Source organism: Pedobacter frigoris (assembly GCF_032678645.1).
GTDB classification, from domain to species: domain Bacteria; phylum Bacteroidota; class Bacteroidia; order Sphingobacteriales; family Sphingobacteriaceae; genus Pedobacter; species Pedobacter frigoris_A.
Genome location: NZ_JAVTSP010000002.1, coordinates 936,324 through 952,565, shown reverse-complemented (window position 1 = coordinate 952,565; position 16,242 = coordinate 936,324). Strand labels below are relative to the sequence as shown.

The window sequence follows — 16,242 nt, the reverse complement described above, 5'->3', positions numbered from 1 at the left end:
TTTAATTAAATAAGATATTTATTACAATAATTATAAATGAAACTGAGCATACCTCCAAATAGCGCCATCAAGATTTTGAGCGACAGACTTCGCGAACTTGATAATTATCCATTTAATCCAAAAGCCTGGGTAGATAGAACTGTTTTAGATTTACGGGAGATATTCCAGTATGGTACACAATGGTTGCAAGTCAGCTCGATAAGATTTGATACTTATATTACGGCAAACCAAAATAGGGTGCTAAATGAAGGTAAAGATACTGCCAAAAAGCTAGTGGCCTCATATATTCAATTTATAAAAGACTACGCTGAAATAGCAATTGTAAAGAAGGCGGCTTTCGAGAAAGGTTTTGAAGGAAAATATAATGATCTATTAAAAGATTGGAATGAACTCGTCCCTGGTTATAACGAATTAATAAAAAATTATGACTCTGCACTCACCTCACAGGAAGAACTTTTAAATGAGATTGAAGCACGGGATGCGGAGATTAATCGTTTGGAAACAGAAACTATTCAGTTAGACAGTGTTTCATTCAAAAAGTTATGGACTGCTTTTGTCAACCTTCCGACTGGCGAGTTAGTTACTGTTATTGGAATCCTACTTGCGATTTTGGGTGGTTCTTTTGGCATTGGGGTGCTCGTAGAAAACACCAGGTCTAATAACGAGTCTTTTGAATTAAAACGATCAAACGTTGTCCTGGGAATTGAGAAAGAGAAATTGAAATATAGCAATGACAGTCTAAAATCGATTGTGGTCCTAAAAACAGATAGCCTAAATAAAATAGCGGTACGCAAAGGTAGGGATTCCACGAAGAGAAAATAACACCCACTACCCCGTTAAAGCATCCAACTAATACAGCACATGCACTTTGCCTTAAATAATGATGAACTTGTAGAGGCCCAAACAGGGCTAAATGGTTCCTGTCGGGGTTGCGGGGAGCTTGTTATCGCAAAATGCGGGACGGTTAGGGTCCACCATTGGGCACACAAGAGCTTGGAAATGTGCGATAAGTGGTGGGAAACTGAAACGGAATGGCACCGCTCCTGGAAAAACAACTTTCCCCACCTCTGGCAGGAATGCTTCATGCCGGATATACAGACAGGTGAAAAACATATTGCAGATGTCCGAACTGATCATGGTCTGGTCATAGAGTTTCAGCATTCTCACTTAAAACCAGAAGAGCGTACGGCCAGGGAGAACTTTTATCAGAACATGGTTTGGGTGGTTAATGGTACACGCCTTGTCCATGACTACCCACGCTTTCTTAAGGGCCAGAACCATATTCTACCTACCAGCCAACTAGGAATTTCCCATATTTCCCATCCAGATAAATGCCTTCCTTCAGCATGGCTCAACAGTTCAGTCCCTGTTCTTTTTGATTTTCTGGGTACTGGGTCGGTGAATAATCATTTAGATTCCAGGAATCCGCTTTACTGCTTATTTCCTGTACGTTTTGCAAGAAGGGCAACACTCGCACGAATACCGCGCAGCGCCTTTATAAAAACTACTATAAATGGTGAATGGTCAGTACGGGTCGACGGCATTATGAAGGAATTACTTAAAGCCAAGGAGGAATGGGAAAACCAGGAAAACAACACTGAACGATTATGGCAGATGCACAAATTGCAAATGAGCAGATCGCGTTAGGGGCTTGATGATAACATATGAATAGTCCTCTACTACTCTCCATAGATAATTAGTATTATGCTCCAGCTATGCTCAATGCATTCATTTATCTTTTGATCCTGCGATTCGATAAGCCTGTTTTCTGGAATCACAACACCTAACTTTTCTAATTCTTCGGCTTCCTTTTTTGGTATAGTGACACCTGAGCTGGACCTATGATGTGCTGTTCCGTCTGTATTGATGGCATAGATTTCTCGTTTATGCTTATCAACAATATGGTAATGCCTTTTGACGGGGACGTTCTTATCCTCTGGATGAACCGTATAAAGATTATTTGTCTTCGCAAATTTGCGATACATCTGGTGCTCCATTAGCATTTCTGGATCGCCCGTCACAATTAGCTGAATAGAATATCGATTGAAATAAGTTGATTCTTTGATTCCTGCAAGTTCCTGGTTTCTGCAGACTAGGAATTGTTGTAGATTCTCCTGCTCGGTTTCTAGCAGAAATTGTACTAATGATTTCATATGGTTAATTTGATTATGCTGATAAGATAAGCAAAACTCACTGGAAATCTATTTCAGATATTAAGCCTAAAGCCAAATCTGATGAAAACTCTTTTACTTCAATCCGGTTTAGAACCGCGCAAAGATAATTCGGTTGGTTAACACGGGATAATTAAGTTTGGTTCAGCACCCCCTCTCCTGCGAGCAGTATCTCCCCCTGAAAGGTGGAGAGGAACCAATATCTCTCCTTAATAAGGAGAGAAGACCAAAGGTAAGAGAGGTGATCCGTAAATAGACGTTTACTATCGCCTATTTGCATAATTTATCAGCGAATAGTTCGTTCCTCATTCAGATGCCGTTCTAAACGTTGTGCATGTGCTATCAAGCTGACCAATATTTGAACATCTTTCTTGCCCATGCACAACGTTTCTACTTCCACTATCATCTATGCATAACTATGGAATATGCTTTAGCGTTATTGCAAGGGGGGAAACAAGTTAAAGAAGTTGCCATAATACTAGGGTATACGTCTCCAGAAAACTTTTCGCGGGCTTTTAAGAAGGTTTTCGTTAACCCACCAGTCAGCATTATGCTGCAAAAATAATGCAGTTAAAAAATCCGATTTCGGATAGGTGATAATTCATTGTTATTTGCCAATTCCGTTTTAATTTGCATCTACAGACACAGATAGACAACAGATCAAATAACCCGAAGGACCATTTAGTATAACATTAGACTCAGTAACCATATTTAGCTTTTTAACATTTTCCAATTATTGAATACATGTTTAAGTTTTGTTTATAGTCTTTTAATAGCAAGTAAGCTATTCATCTAAGGGCGTTCAGTCTTGAGTATCCGCCATGGATGGTTCTTTCACTTACTTTATATATTTTTCAAACACCGCAGTAAATAATGAGAAGTCATTTATTGATTCTAACAATATTATTTCTTGGCACGCTAAGTTGTCAAAATGGGGAAATGCCTCAATCTATTCCAGAGTTTTCGATCAAGTTGCCAGATACTACTAAGGTTTTCCATTCTAAGGATATTCCTTATGGAAAGACCATTGTTTTAATTCAGTTTGATCCAGCATGCCGGGAATGCCAGGAAGAAACGGAATATATCTTAGCAAACATGCAGAACTTTGCGCACACGAATATCTATATGGTGACGAGGCACTCTTATGATGAATTGATGGTTTTTTACAACCACCTGAAACTTGACACCTGTAGGAATATAATTGTTGGAATTGAGGATGCAGGTATCCTTGCGAGAAAATATAATACGAGGGGCACACCTCTCACACTCGTCTATAACAAGGATAAATACCTTATCGGCCAATTCGTAGGAAAACCGGAAATGAGCGATTTGAAGAAAATCATCAATTAAATCCACAAGTATGCGCAAGGAAACATTTATTGACATTATCGCCTATGCACTCGTATTATTATTTCTCTACACTGCGCTAAGCAAGCTGTTTACCTATTCATTCTACCTGCACGATCTACAGCGTTCACCGTGGTTAGGAAGTCTTGCGCTTCCCATATCAATCATTATACCTGGAGCCGAGATACTTAGTTCGGTACTGTTGCTCATGCCGGCAAAAAGGAAGATTGGGTTAATGTTCTCGCTCATTCTGATGACCATTTTTACGATTTATGTCGCGGTAGTACTTGGATTTTCAGAGGAGCTGCCATGCACATGCGGCGGCATAATACGTGAACTTTCGTGGCCACAACACCTAATATTTAATATATTCTTCACGGCTCTGGCCACAATAGGTTGGGTAATGTCCCGGCGAAGTGGTACACCCGAAAATTTCAGCACGGTAAGGCCCAGATAATTGGATAAAATCCTATCTCCTGATTAACTACTTCAAAACTATGTTAGATGAAATACAAAAATTGTATAGTAGCAATAATATCAATATTAGTAAGTTCTGCCGCAGCTTTTGCAACAACTAAAAATGTACGCGTTATAAATATATTTTACAAGACCACTGGCACTGGTTCATGTCTGCAAGGGACGGTATTATCTGTTTGCCCATTTATTAATATTCCAGATTGCTTTCGTGTAATTACACCAATTTCGGGTCCACCAATAATTGCACCGATTTATGCATCTAGGGTCTTTAGTCCTCGTACAAATCAATTTGAATGCGCTGACCCCTATAGCGATACCGAACCAGCACCCTGAATCACAGGAGCGACTAAAATAAAAATTATGTTGAAGCGTCTAAAAATCAGTATCGCTACTTACTTTGACACTATTCACTCACCAATCGTAATTTATAGATCCATTTAATATACAGAGACGAGTCGCACATGTTCTAGAGAATTGATTGCTTTTTTTATATTAATTGCGCGCAACAAGGGAGTATCCGAAAACCCTTTCCAAACAGAGTAGGAATATTTTAAATTTAAAATTGTTAACATTATGAAACTCAGAAATCTCATCGCTGCACTTATGCTGGTTGTAATTGCTACAGTAGGCGCGTTTGCCACAGCAAAGGCAACTAGGCTGGTTACAGTATTCTACAAAGTATCTCCAACAGCTCCATGCCTGCAAGGTACTGTTGACGTTGCGTGTCCATTTATCAATCTGCCTGATTGCTCTAAACTTGTAACACCACCATCAGGCCCTGCAGTTTCAGCGATCATCTACTCCGCTAGAGTACTTAATCCGGAAACTCAACTGCTGGAATGTATTGACCCTTACAGTATTACTGAACCATAATAAATGGCGAAAGTTTTGTAAGAACATTTTTTGCAAACGATAGACCGATCATGATCATGATCGGTCTATCGCTCATTTATAAGGGTACTTGAATTATCAGGATTTTCAAACGTTCCCCTCAATAATTTGATTTAATTCGAATCATCTTCTATGACTAAAGTTTTCATCGTCCTATGGGATGGCTTAAGATCAAGACCAATTTTTTTTAAAGATGCTCTTAAAGTTGCAAGTTCTGTCAGTTGCTTGCCAGGCATACTAATGTTTATATATCCTTGCAGATTTGTCTCATCGTATATAACATTTTTGTCGGGAAGGTATTTACCAATATAAACCTTTAGCTGCTCTACTGGGAAATTAAATAATATAGCTTTCCGAAGTTCCGGCCCCCAATTACTATCTTCATTTCCATTTTTTCCAATTATTTTTGCTACCTTTTTTTTATCCGTTACCACTAAGGCAAGGTAAGGTGTTTCCAAATCAATAATCTTCACTTTAAATCCGAAATATTTATGAAGATCTTCCTGCATCACCCTCATGATTCTGTCTGTGCTTGCTTCCTCTATTGGAACCTCAACAGAATAATTATAAAGCCCTTTACCATTACCCGAATAACTGAATGAAAACATGGAGGTATCACGAGTTTTTAACACGACTTTAGGGCTAATGTCATTAGCCAAATAGCTACCTGTTCCAAAGTATGCAAGCCGATAGAGCAAAAACAGGTTAGCTCTTGTAGTTTGATACCTGTTTTTGCTATATAATCGCAAAAACTGATCCACATCAGAGTAGCGTCCATTTCCCATTTCTAACTCCCACTTATATAAAACCGAGCGAAATAATTGCTTTGGATTTAGTCCACCGTTTCCATCCTCAAGAAGTGGATTATGGTAGTCAATAGTGAAGGTCTTGTTTCCTAAAGCGGCAAAGCTGACATCTTTAAATGCAAACGATGAACCAGAGATAAAATTAATCAAATTTTCTTCGGTTGCCTCAACATTAGTCGTAATGGCTTTGACAATACCTTGGGGATCTATCCACACCAGGTATGGCACAGTAGAATGAACAAACTTATGAAAATACAAAGAATCGTAAGCGGAAATTAAATCCAGATTGTTCTTTTCTTTAATTACTTTATATAACCCGCTGATACTTCGTTGCTTTTCCTCCATCCCGACTAAGATTATATCTACCTTGTCTTTAAATTTTTCGCTCAGACTGTACATTTTGGGCATGCTGGCTATACATGCTCCACACCCTGTACTCCAGAAATCGAGGATTACAAATCTACCTTTTAACCCGTTATTACTCAATTCACGTTTAACAGGTCCTTCAAACTTTGTAAATTCAAATGGCGGAACACTTTTGCCGATCTCCGGATAGTATTTGCTTTGGGCAACCGCAATAATTGGTATTATCAATTGGATCAATATTCCCGTCAACACTTTAAAAGGTCTTTTGAACATACCCATGACTACACCTTCTACTTTGCTTCTATTTGTAGCCATCATTTTGTTTTAAATTGCTATTGTTAACTATTTCATTTAGCGGTAGTGGCCAAAATGCCATTTCATGTTTCCACAACACTCCCTTGCTATTAGCGATCTTAGCCATGATCTCATCCATGTTTGGTTTTCGCTTGATATCAATCCACCTTATTGCCCATTCGCTGAAAAATTCTCTTCTTCTTTCGTTTGAAATGGAATCTACCAGTTCGCTTTGCCCTATCGATGGCCGAATAATTTTCAGCTGGTCAAGACCTGCCCTGTTACGTATCATATCAGTATCTGAAATTGCAAGGTCGATATTTGAAAGCTTTGCCCTGGCTTCGGCTCTGATTAAGTACATTTCAGAAAGGCGAAAGCAAATCGTATATTCATCTACTGTCGTCGAAGTCGCAGCGCGGTATTTCGCGGGATATACATACTCAGTGGCTGGCACAGTAGTTTGGTCTAAAAAGGTGCCTATCCAATTAAGACGCCTGGAATCTTTTGTTCCGAATGTCGCCAGTAAATCTTTCGATAATGTTGAACACCTGAAAGAGGAAGTTCCGCTTGGCTTGCGAGTTAGCGGAAAGTAGTTACCTTCATAGGAATTATAGAAAGTAGTACTAGCTGGCAGTTCTAGTTGCCATATGGCCTCCTTACTTGGCCGCTTAAAGACCGCTTTAATAGCTTCTATTGTGTACAAAGGGTTATTTATTACCAATGTTGCTTCCTTTTCCGCCATCTGCCAGTCGCCCTGCACTAGGTAAACTCTGGCCAAGAGTGCCGAGGCAGTTGCTTTATTCGGACGTATCCTCTCTGAGCTTTCATTAATGGAATTTGCGGCTACATATTTCTCAGATAGAAAAGATTTAGCTTCATTGAGGTCACCTGTGACTTTATTCAATACAGTTGCATATGGAGTCCTTTTTGCCCGCGAGTTTTCAACGTAATTGGTAGTTTCTACCCAGGGTACATCGCCGTAAAAACTTGCTAGATAGAAATGCCAAAAAGCCCTAATGAAGAGAGCTTCTCCCATTAATTGATTTTTAACAGCATCCGACATTCCATTTGATGTATTTAGGCCTTCAATTATACTGTTGGCATTAAAGATAAAATTGTAGCCATTTATCCAGAATGTATTAGTCGGTGCATCCTTCGCGTTAAGTGCATATTTATAGACTGTCAACGGCAATGCGCCTGTTAAACGATAGTCCAGTTCGTCGTTGTAAACACCTGAATAAAATGATATATAATAAGACAGGGCAATGTTAGACCTCATCATATTTCCATATAAACCGGTTATTGCTGAGATCGCTGTCTCATCACTTGTAAATACAGTTTTAGTTACCAATTCGCTGTCGGGCGGGTCCACTGTTACAAATTTTTCGCAACCGGTTAGGAAAAAAACAGATAATATGCTTAATGTTGAGATTAATTTTTTCATGGTTTGGATTTAATTAAGTAAAACATCTATAGGGTAAGCCGCACACCGAACGTTATTGTCTTTAGATTAGGAAGGACAATTCCATTGGAGGGGATCTCCGGATCAAAACCAACATAGTTTGAAACAGTAAATAGATTTTGTCCAAGAGCATAAATCGAGCAGGAAACTCTCGCTTTGTTGAAACGGAAATTGTAAGCTATAGATACGTTTTTAAGGCGTAGGTAAGAGGCATCGGTAACTTGTCCATCGCTTGACAAAAACTGACTGGTATTCTCAAAAATAGATGGATTTGCTTGAGTTAGTGGTGGACGAATGGCGCTGGCTGAGTTGTTCGAAAACTCGTTACCATATCCCAGATTCAAAAGGCCAGGTTGTCCTGTCATATAATATGCCAACCCATTTTGCTTTGTGAACTGGAACAATATGTCTGCCTCGAACTTACGGTATCTAAAATGATTGTTCAATCCACCGTAGAATTTCTGGCCGATAAAACGTAGTTTCTGATCCTGGGTAGATGTAATGGTACCGTCACCATTGTAATCCTGAAATTTATACATTCCAGTTGTTTCATCTTTACCCAAGTATGTATAAAGTGATGATAGAGAATTAATTGGCTGACCAACAATATATCTAGTCGCGTAACTTGAAGCTTCCAAGTTCTGATAGGAAACGAGTTTGTTCCTTGGCACTGTGAGATTTATTGCTGTTGACCACTCGAAGGTTTTCCCTTCGAAAGTGTTGGATAATACATCTATCTCGATTCCACTATTTTGAATAACGGCTGGTATATTTGCTTTTACCGTACCGAAACCGGTTACCGCTGAAATTCCGTAATCTACAAGTTGGTTCTTAGTCCTATTACGATACAAACTAGTATTTACCATAATTCTATTTTCGAATATACCGAGCTCGAGTGCTATTTCTCTTTTATCTACTCGTTCCCATCCATAATTTGGATTGGTAACCTGTTTAGGAATAAGCGGCGAAACACCCTGATAGGAAATTGCTGTTGTGGTGTACGTATCCAGATATTTATACTCTCCAATCTGATCATTTCCTGTAACTCCATAACTGAACCTGAGTTTCCCAAAGGACAGAAATGTAAGATTCTTCTTTATGGCATTTTCTTCAGAGAACACCCACGCAAGTCCAAGTGCACCGAAATTTCCAAATTTCCTACCCGGACCAAAACGACTGCTACCGTCACGACGGGCAGTAAGGTTTAGAACATACTTTTCTTGATAGGAATATCCAGCCCTGGCATATATTGCGTTGTATCTGTACGTTGTTGGGGTGCTAACCCTTCCGGTTACGCTGGATGCGGCTGCAAGCGTATTTAATAATTGATCGCTAGAATATCCCGTGCCGCTTATTGCTTCATTTTTTCTATCGGTTGACTGAAAAGTTGATCCAATTAGGATATCGAGTTTGCCATTAAAAATCGCCTTACTAAAGTTTAGTTGCGGCTCAACTACCCATGTAGTTATACCACTGTTAATTTCGCGTCGGGTTCGCCGAAACGCAATAGGGATTGTGGAGGTAGGATCAAAAGCCGTTGCCGGGGTCGCGTTAACTTGTGAGAAATCAATATAATTATAACTGAAACTGCTTTTGAATTCTAAATTCTTTAATATTTTGTATCCTGCAACAAGATTCCCGATAAGATTTTTTGAGTTTTCATCAACCTTTGTTAGGAATGCGGCTATGGGGTTTTCCCAGGTTGAATTTGCCCAGTTCAATGTGCCGTCAGGATTGTAGACATCAGGAGCATTCGGAGCGAGCGCAAGCCTGGTCTCGATTCCTGCTGCAGGTAGGTTATTTCCGTTCGCTATGAAAGATCCCCTGAATGAAAGGTTAAATTTCTCATCTGCAGTCCTATGATTTAGGGCGAAATTAAATGCGGCTTTCTTATTTTTAAAATTCCCTGGAAAAACTGTCCCTTCTTCACGATATGTCCCACCAATCCTAAAACCTAATTGTGGAGTTCCACCGGAGTAGCTAAGGTTAGATTCCGTGATTTGCGAACTTCCACCAATGAAATAGTCCTGCCAGTCGGTATACTTTGTGCTGTCCCAAATTCCATTTAAATCTATGTCATAGTCATGAACGGGCTGGTTATCATTTTTCAATGCTTGCCTTCTCATGTTCAAGTATTCTTCGGTGTTCATATACTGCAATCGTTGATCAGCCTTGGCAAGCCCTGTGTAGATGTTCAATGTGAGTCTCGGCTTACCTAGTTCTGCTTTTTTGGTGGTGATGAGAATAACACCGTTTGCACCGCGACTACCATAGATCGCCGTAGCATCTGCGTCTTTTAATATTGTAATGGACTCTATATCCGCAGAGTTGAGGTAATTGAAGGGACTCGCTGTTCCACCCGCTGTGAATGTATTTGCACTGCCTGCGTTAAATTCAGTTGAGGTAAACTGCACACCATCTACAATAAATAAGGGGTCGTTTCCATTGGCAAGGCTGTTTGTGCCACGAATCCTAGTATTCACTTTTCTTCCAGCAACGCCGGAAGTCTGGCGCACGAAAAGACCTGGTACTAATCCTTGAAGTGCATTAATAGGATCGCTAATTGGTTGACGCTGTAGCTGCTCTGCCGTGACAGTAATTACGTTGCCTGTATTTAGTTTTTTGGTTGTATTGTAATATCCTTTAATTTCAGTTTCCTTTAACTCACTAGTGAATTCGATCAATGTTAAGTTTATTTCTGATTGATTGTTGATCTTGATCTGCATGGCCTGAAATCCTACAAATGTATAGATCAAGATGCCATCGGATTCTCCATCAATTTCATAATTTCCGTTTTGGTCGGTAACTGTCCCGATATTGGTACCTACGATACTAACAGTTACACCAACAAGAGGCTGTCCCTGCTCATCCACCACGCGGCCTTTTATACGTATTGGTAATATCTTATTCGGGCCTGACGGCGATTTATCCTGATTTTTAGATATTACGATGGTTTTATCCTCTACAGTATAGACTAAACTTTGATCAGGCAATATTTCATCCAATACGGCAGTTACTTCCTTGTTTATGAAATTAACTGTTATTGGTTTTGTATTTTTCAGGTGCTCAGATTTCCAGACTACATCATAACCTGTTTGCAGGTTAATTTGAGTAAATATTTCTTTTAAGCTGGCTTGCTTCTGCTGCATAGTTATTTTCTGAGCCACGCTTGCGGCACTCACTTGCATCAAAGTAGCTATCAATATAACGGTGGTTAAGCGCATAACAAGCCATATTTTATGGACATACCCAATTGGTATCCCTGTTTCTTTGAGATTTATTCTGTACATTAGTGTTTAGTTTGGTGATGCGAAATGCCTTTAGTTTCGAAGCAGGGGCACTCGCAGTTCAATTGATAAACTTGTTTTTATTAATAATCCAAACAAAAGCCAGGTTCCGGTTACCGGGATTTGGCTTTGTTATTTTAAAGCGTCCATTCAAGGATCATTTCTGTAGAATTTTTTCATTTCTTAGTTGGTTAAGATTAGTTGATACTTATGTTAGTTACAGGAGTGGTTAGCTCCATCTTTGATGATTCTTATTTCCTGCCCTTACTCACTACAATCTTCCTTCCTTCAATTTTAAATTGAATACCTCCCGTCAGCTCCAACTTTTTCAGCACTTTAGAAACATTTTCAAATCGCGAAACACTTCCACCAAAGGTTTCCTTCGGATCTACCCCTTGATATTCAACATCCACATCATACCATCTTTCTATTTTACGCATAATGCTTTCTAAAGACTCATCATTAAACATGAACTTGCCGTTTTTCCAGGCAATGGCTTCATTTGGGTTTACTTCATCTACTGTTATAGTTTTATTGGCAGTTAAACTGGCCTGCTCGTTGGGTTTAAGCACTACGCCACTCTCTCCTCCCTGAGGAGAGACACCCTTATGGAGAGAGGAGTTGTTATTATTTGCAGTAGCGGGAAGACAAGAGACAAGTACTGAGCCTTCAAGCAGCGTCGTCTTTACGCTTCCCTCATCCTTATAGCTATTTATATTGAAGTGAGTGCCCAGCACCTCAACAGTTTGTTGATCTGTCTGTACTATAAAAGGAACTTTTTTATTCTTTGCCACTTCAAAATATGCCTCACCTTCTAACAAAATTTTGCGTGTTTTTCCAATAAATTGAGAAGAAAACGAAATTCTTGAGTCGGCGTTCAACCATACATGTGTACCGTCGGGTAAAATGAATTCGTAAGTCTGGCCTTTGGTAGTGCTGGCGACTAGATCCCTCGAAACTCGGGATGAAAAAACGCCCCCCTTGTCATCCAGAGCATCGCGAAGGATCTCACCGTCACTATACTTTAAGTCTTCCCCTATCACAACCCCACTCTTCGCATCGCTCAACTGAATGACTTTACCATTGGCCAGGGTAATCGTCGCACCGTTTTTACCCGGTGCTATGTCATTGACCGCAGCCTGTGCTGAACTTGTTTCAGTATCAGGATGACGTGGTGTGTTAGAGATGTTGTAAAACCATACGCCTAAAGTGATAGCCGTCACGGCCGCTGCAACCGCAGCGATCCTTGGCCACAAGCTAACTTGCTTACTATTTAAATATTCTTTTTCAAGAAGCATCCAGCTTTCGCGCTGGTCTTGCAATAATTCGTCTACCGGAACATTCCCTGATTTGTCTTTAAAGCGGGCATACCAGGTTTCCAACCTTGATTTTTCTTCCTCGGTTGCAGTTCCTGCTTCGAATTTCAGGATGATTTCCTCTGCCTGTTTAGTTGTCATAACCTAATTTGTAAAATACATTATCCCGCTTTATACATATTAGACAGGTCAAACCGGGGTATAGAGTATTGAAGATTAAAAAAAATTAATATAATATGAAGAATATCGCCGAACTGAGTTTTGTCCTCAATATCTTAAGCACATTTTGGATTTGTTTTCTTACCGTAAGCGGACTGGTATTCGTGATCTCTGCAATCTCGTTATGCGACAGGTGCTGAAATCTGCTCATCTCAAAAACTTTGCGCATTTGATCAGGAAGAGCCGCTACTTCTTTCTCTATAAGCGCGATCAGTTCTTTATGCCTTAGCAGTTCGTCCGTTTCATTATCCCCCTCCTCGCTGTACTTTGCAAAAGAACTCGCATACTCGTGCCTGATCTTATCCTTGGAAAAGACATTGATCACACGGTTACGAACTGAAGTATACAAATAGGCAGAGAGTCCGGAGGTAAAATAAAGAGATTCACGATTAGTCCAGATAAATGCAAAAAGCTCCTGCAATATATCTTTAACTTCCTCGCGATAAGGCAAGCGTTTATAAGCATGGCTATACAACACAGGATAATACCGCTTATGGATCTCTCCAAAAGCCATATGATCTCCATTCTTTAGCAATGCTACCAGTTCCTGATCAGAATATGCGCTGTAAGTCGCCATGAATTTTATGAATAAGCCCCGTTACTTTAAAGTTAAGCAATTTCTTTTGCAAGATTATATAAGTTCTTACTCATAAACCAACTACAACGAAAAATAAATTTTAGTTTTTTATTGCTAAAACGGATTAGAAAACAAACTACACGAGAAACTAGAATTCTTATATTTGCATCATAAAAGAATACGGTAATGGCAAAGGTTTTTGTTGTGGGCTTTCCGTTTGAGACGGATGAGGTTGCCTTAAAAGCACTTTTTGATCCTTTTGGAGAGATTGGCTGGGTGAATATAATTATAGACAAGGAAACAGGTAAAAGTTTGGGTTATGGATTTGTGATGTTCCCGGAAAAAGATGCAGCAGATAAAGCGATAGAAGCATTAGACGGATCAAATATAGGGGATAGGAAAATTAGTGTTAAAGCCGCTTTCAATAAACAAAAACCAGTTAAAAGAATGTCCTTACAGGAGACTGAAGTACCGGCTTTACAAAATCTACAAAAAGAAACCCAGACGGATTTACCGAGAAAAAAAAGACCAAGGATCAGATTGTAGCTTCGCTGTCCTTCTTACATGCCTTCGGTATGCATTCGTATCGACAAGAGCACATCACAACCCCTTCATAGGAGTTGCTCAAGGGTTGGAAGGGCTACGGCTTTTCAAACGGTTATGTAGGAATTGCATAGTGATTTCATTTTGAGTGTAGTTACACGAACACAGGCCGAAAGGACATCAAAGACAACGCGAAACCAGCATATCTTGAGCAAACTAAAATAACCGCTATTCGGGATATTTATACCCCGCCGTTTCTCTAAGACGGCAATACTATCCGATAATATTTCGTTTGAATGCACAGCCAAGCTCAATAATAGAATCTGTTTTAGCAATCCCGGGAATGTTGTCTATTTTTTCCGATAGCAGTTGTCTCATGTGTTCATGATTTTTGGCAACAATTTTTATATATAAGGTATAAACGCCGGTAATATAATAACACTCTGTTACCTCCGGAATGTTCTTTAAAGTTTCAATGATCTCGTTTGAATTATGATCCTTTTCAAGTGCTATGCCTGTAAAAGCTCCCCAGTCATAGCCTAGTTTCTTTTCATTTACAGTGGGTTTAATTCCTGTTAATATCCCGTTCTCCAACAACCTTGAAACCCGTTGATGGACCATGGTGTTCGATACACCTAAAGTCAGGGCAATAACTGAATACGCCATACGTCCGTCTTTCTCCAGTTGCTTTAAAATCTGTAAATCAAACTCATCTATAGGGTTCATTTTTTCTATTCTGCTATTGGTAATAAAAAGCAAAACCTGCTTCCTTCACCAATCTCGCTCTCCACCCAGATCTTCCCACCTTCCGCTTCAATAAAATCTTTTGAAATCGCCAGTCCCAGTCCCGATCCGGACTTGTTGTTGCCATCAGTCGGCACCTGGAAGTAGCGGTCAAACAACCGTTTCTGATATTGTTCATCTATACCTTTCCCGAAATCCCGCACAGAAAACTCGATGTCGCTCCCGCTCTCTATAATCTGGATAACTACTTTTGATTTTTGGGAACTGTAACGCATCGCATTGGACAGGAAATTGACCAGTACCCAGGCCGTTTTCTCGGTGTCTACATTTACCTTCGGCAAGTCATTTCTTGAAATCAGCTCCAGTTCTATAGTTTTCTGTTCTGCCTGGAACCTGACCGCGTCCATCGCATAAATGGCAATCTTACGCGGATCGGACTTCACGAAATTCAGTTGCAGGTTGCCGGTTTCTACCTGTGACAGATCCAGCAACTCACTGGTAATCTTCAGCAAACGGCCGCAATCCTCCTTAATGTGCTGGATCAGTTCTTTCTGTTCTTTATTCATATCACCTACACGCTCGTCATCCAACAGCTTTAGACTCATTTTGATAGAGGAGATCGGGGTTTTGAGTTCATGTGATACGGTAGCAATAAAATTAGTTTTGGCCTCATCCAGTTCTTTATATTCGGTTACGTTTTTAAGAATGTAGACTTCACCTGCTGTTCTTCTCGACTCTTTGATCACAGTGTCATGCTGGTCCTCAAAAACAGGTACCAGGATCTCACGGCGCTCCAGCTTAAAGTAAGATTCCTTACCGTCTGCATAAATCTTCATCGGTTTGGTATTACCTCCTGATTGCATCAGGGTATTGAGCAAGTCATTTTTTTTCATGAGTTCCAGCGCATCTGACCCAATTACATCTTTCTCGTTCAGATTCAGAAGCTGCCCCGCTACCTGATTCAAAAACAGCACCTCGTTTTTTTCGTTCAGCCCAATGATCGCATCCTGCATCTGTCCGATAATGGCCTCTATCCTCATCTTTTCAGACTGCAATTTGGCCAGGTTACTGTTCTCCCATTTATTGAGCTGGGCAGTCATGGCATTGAATTCTTCTGCCAGTTCGGAAAACTCGTCATTGCCCTTAAATTCCAGGTGCTGTTTGTAATTTTTCCTGCTGATGGCTTTGATCGCCTCAGAGAATTCTCTCAAAGGATTGGCCACGAAACCCGGGAAGTTCACACTAAAAGAGAACAGAATGATGAAACACAACGAGGCGGCAAACATCAGGTAAGTAGCTGCTTTCTCTACACTAGCCTGGGCAGCATCATTTTTCCTTACTATGGCCTGCATGTTGACTTCATCAATAATCCGGAGTTGCAGGTGCATTTTACGGACTGCCGCCCGCTGGGCTTCCAGCCCTAAGCCCGGTAGTGTCAATTCTCCAAAGGCTTTGGCAAGTGCGGCAACAGCCCTGGCTTCTCCCTTCTCCGTGATGTTTTTTTGTTCGAGCTGCAGCTGGGCTGCTAATTTATTTTTAACAGTCGGGACAAGCGGCAGTTCATTGTCATCCAGTATCGTCCGCATCTCCCGGGCATATTTCAGGCTTTCATAGTTGTCCTTCAGAATAACTTTCGAGCTGATGGAGATCTTATTCATGTAATACAGGGATATGCCCCCGAAGAAGATGACTACCACGAATAAGAATCCGAATCCGAGGCGAAGTTTAGTTTTTATCTTCAT

Annotated in this window: 15 protein-coding genes; 7 read left to right on the top strand and 8 right to left on the bottom strand. The window is 40.2% G+C overall.

All coding sequences use genetic code 11. The features are described from left to right. The first annotated feature begins 36 nt into the window (after nucleotides 1–36). Nucleotides 37–822 carry a hypothetical protein gene (locus tag R2Q78_RS10375; protein ID WP_316791482.1) on the top strand — a complete coding sequence of 262 codons (786 nt, stop codon included), beginning with the start codon at nucleotides 37–39 and terminating at the stop codon, nucleotides 820–822. 39 nt (nucleotides 823–861) lie between these two features. Continuing rightward, on the top strand, nucleotides 862–1,647 hold the full coding sequence (locus R2Q78_RS10370; RefSeq protein WP_316791480.1) for a competence protein CoiA: 786 nt from the start codon (nucleotides 862–864) through the stop codon (nucleotides 1,645–1,647). A 32-nt stretch (nucleotides 1,648–1,679) separates the two neighbouring features. On the opposite strand, the gene R2Q78_RS10365 is transcribed toward R2Q78_RS10370, so the two are convergent. Continuing rightward, a complete protein-coding gene (locus R2Q78_RS10365) occupies nucleotides 1,680–2,153 on the bottom strand; it encodes a hypothetical protein (RefSeq protein ID WP_316791478.1) in 474 nt (157 codons plus the stop codon). Between the two features lie 352 nt (nucleotides 2,154–2,505). Here R2Q78_RS10365 and R2Q78_RS21900 point away from each other — a divergent pair, with 352 nt between their 5' ends. From R2Q78_RS21900 to R2Q78_RS10350, 4 genes are all read left to right on the top strand, one after another. After that, entirely contained in the window at nucleotides 2,506–2,736 is a 231-nt protein-coding gene (locus tag R2Q78_RS21900; protein ID WP_410478482.1) for a helix-turn-helix domain-containing protein, read from the top strand. A gap of 308 nt (nucleotides 2,737–3,044) precedes the next feature. Continuing rightward, on the top strand, nucleotides 3,045–3,521 hold the full coding sequence (locus R2Q78_RS10360) for a hypothetical protein (protein ID WP_316791476.1): 477 nt from the start codon (nucleotides 3,045–3,047) through the stop codon (nucleotides 3,519–3,521). A 10-nt stretch (nucleotides 3,522–3,531) separates the two neighbouring features. Next, nucleotides 3,532–3,975 carry a MauE/DoxX family redox-associated membrane protein gene (locus tag R2Q78_RS10355; RefSeq protein WP_316791474.1) on the top strand — a complete coding sequence of 148 codons (444 nt, stop codon included), beginning with the start codon at nucleotides 3,532–3,534 and terminating at the stop codon, nucleotides 3,973–3,975. Nucleotides 3,976–4,568: 593 nt separating this feature from the next. After that, nucleotides 4,569–4,868 (top strand): hypothetical protein, encoded by a 300-nt coding sequence (locus tag R2Q78_RS10350; protein WP_316791472.1) that lies wholly within the window; start codon nucleotides 4,569–4,571, stop codon nucleotides 4,866–4,868. A 131-nt stretch (nucleotides 4,869–4,999) separates the two neighbouring features. Here the strand turns inward: R2Q78_RS10350 and R2Q78_RS10345 are convergent, their stop codons facing one another. From R2Q78_RS10345 to R2Q78_RS10325, 5 genes are all read right to left on the bottom strand, one after another. Next, complete coding sequence (locus R2Q78_RS10345; protein WP_316791470.1) at nucleotides 5,000–6,376, bottom strand: TlpA disulfide reductase family protein; 1,377 nt, start codon at nucleotides 6,374–6,376, stop codon at nucleotides 5,000–5,002. Next, nucleotides 6,360–7,796, bottom strand: coding sequence for a RagB/SusD family nutrient uptake outer membrane protein (locus tag R2Q78_RS10340; RefSeq protein ID WP_316791469.1), 1,437 nt, complete (start codon nucleotides 7,794–7,796; stop codon nucleotides 6,360–6,362). The genes R2Q78_RS10345 and R2Q78_RS10340 overlap by 17 nt, the downstream gene beginning before the upstream one ends. 26 nt (nucleotides 7,797–7,822) lie before the next feature. Continuing rightward, the gene (locus R2Q78_RS10335) at nucleotides 7,823–11,104 is read right to left on the bottom strand and encodes a SusC/RagA family TonB-linked outer membrane protein (RefSeq protein WP_316791468.1); all 3,282 of its coding nucleotides are present in this window, start codon (nucleotides 11,102–11,104) and stop codon (nucleotides 7,823–7,825) included. 248 nt (nucleotides 11,105–11,352) lie between these two features. Then, complete coding sequence (locus R2Q78_RS10330; protein WP_316791467.1) at nucleotides 11,353–12,558, bottom strand: FecR family protein; 1,206 nt, start codon at nucleotides 12,556–12,558, stop codon at nucleotides 11,353–11,355. Between the two features lie 85 nt (nucleotides 12,559–12,643). Beyond that, nucleotides 12,644–13,213: an RNA polymerase sigma-70 factor gene (locus R2Q78_RS10325; protein ID WP_316791466.1), complete on the bottom strand. Its 570-nt coding sequence runs from the start codon at nucleotides 13,211–13,213 to the stop codon at nucleotides 12,644–12,646. 186 nt (nucleotides 13,214–13,399) lie between these two features. Here R2Q78_RS10325 and R2Q78_RS10320 point away from each other — a divergent pair, with 186 nt between their 5' ends. Further along, entirely contained in the window at nucleotides 13,400–13,759 is a 360-nt protein-coding gene (locus R2Q78_RS10320; RefSeq protein ID WP_316791464.1) for a hypothetical protein, read from the top strand. A gap of 270 nt (nucleotides 13,760–14,029) precedes the next feature. On the opposite strand, the gene R2Q78_RS10315 is transcribed toward R2Q78_RS10320, so the two are convergent. Further along, entirely contained in the window at nucleotides 14,030–14,482 is a 453-nt protein-coding gene (locus tag R2Q78_RS10315; RefSeq protein ID WP_316791462.1) for an Lrp/AsnC family transcriptional regulator, read from the bottom strand. A 5-nt stretch (nucleotides 14,483–14,487) separates the two neighbouring features. After that, nucleotides 14,488–16,242, bottom strand: coding sequence for an ATP-binding protein (locus R2Q78_RS10310; RefSeq protein WP_316791461.1), 1,755 nt, complete (start codon nucleotides 16,240–16,242; stop codon nucleotides 14,488–14,490).

Coding starts and splice junctions, on each gene's coding strand:
- R2Q78_RS10375 (WP_316791482.1), top strand. CDS start 37: ATGAAACTGAGCATACCTCCAAATAGCGCCATCAAGATTTTGAGCGAC.
- R2Q78_RS10370 (WP_316791480.1), top strand. CDS start 862: ATGCACTTTGCCTTAAATAATGATGAACTTGTAGAGGCCCAAACAGGG.
- R2Q78_RS10365 (WP_316791478.1), bottom strand. CDS start 2,153: ATGAAATCATTAGTACAATTTCTGCTAGAAACCGAGCAGGAGAATCTA.
- R2Q78_RS21900 (WP_410478482.1), top strand. CDS start 2,506: ATGTGCTATCAAGCTGACCAATATTTGAACATCTTTCTTGCCCATGCA.
- R2Q78_RS10360 (WP_316791476.1), top strand. CDS start 3,045: ATGAGAAGTCATTTATTGATTCTAACAATATTATTTCTTGGCACGCTA.
- R2Q78_RS10355 (WP_316791474.1), top strand. CDS start 3,532: ATGCGCAAGGAAACATTTATTGACATTATCGCCTATGCACTCGTATTA.
- R2Q78_RS10350 (WP_316791472.1), top strand. CDS start 4,569: ATGAAACTCAGAAATCTCATCGCTGCACTTATGCTGGTTGTAATTGCT.
- R2Q78_RS10345 (WP_316791470.1), bottom strand. CDS start 6,376: ATGATGGCTACAAATAGAAGCAAAGTAGAAGGTGTAGTCATGGGTATG.
- R2Q78_RS10340 (WP_316791469.1), bottom strand. CDS start 7,796: ATGAAAAAATTAATCTCAACATTAAGCATATTATCTGTTTTTTTCCTA.
- R2Q78_RS10335 (WP_316791468.1), bottom strand. CDS start 11,104: ATGTACAGAATAAATCTCAAAGAAACAGGGATACCAATTGGGTATGTC.
- R2Q78_RS10330 (WP_316791467.1), bottom strand. CDS start 12,558: ATGACAACTAAACAGGCAGAGGAAATCATCCTGAAATTCGAAGCAGGA.
- R2Q78_RS10325 (WP_316791466.1), bottom strand. CDS start 13,213: ATGGCGACTTACAGCGCATATTCTGATCAGGAACTGGTAGCATTGCTA.
- R2Q78_RS10320 (WP_316791464.1), top strand. CDS start 13,400: ATGGCAAAGGTTTTTGTTGTGGGCTTTCCGTTTGAGACGGATGAGGTT.
- R2Q78_RS10315 (WP_316791462.1), bottom strand. CDS start 14,482: ATGAACCCTATAGATGAGTTTGATTTACAGATTTTAAAGCAACTGGAG.
- R2Q78_RS10310 (WP_316791461.1), bottom strand. CDS start 16,242: ATGAAGATAAAAACTAAACTTCGCCTCGGATTCGGATTCTTATTCGTG.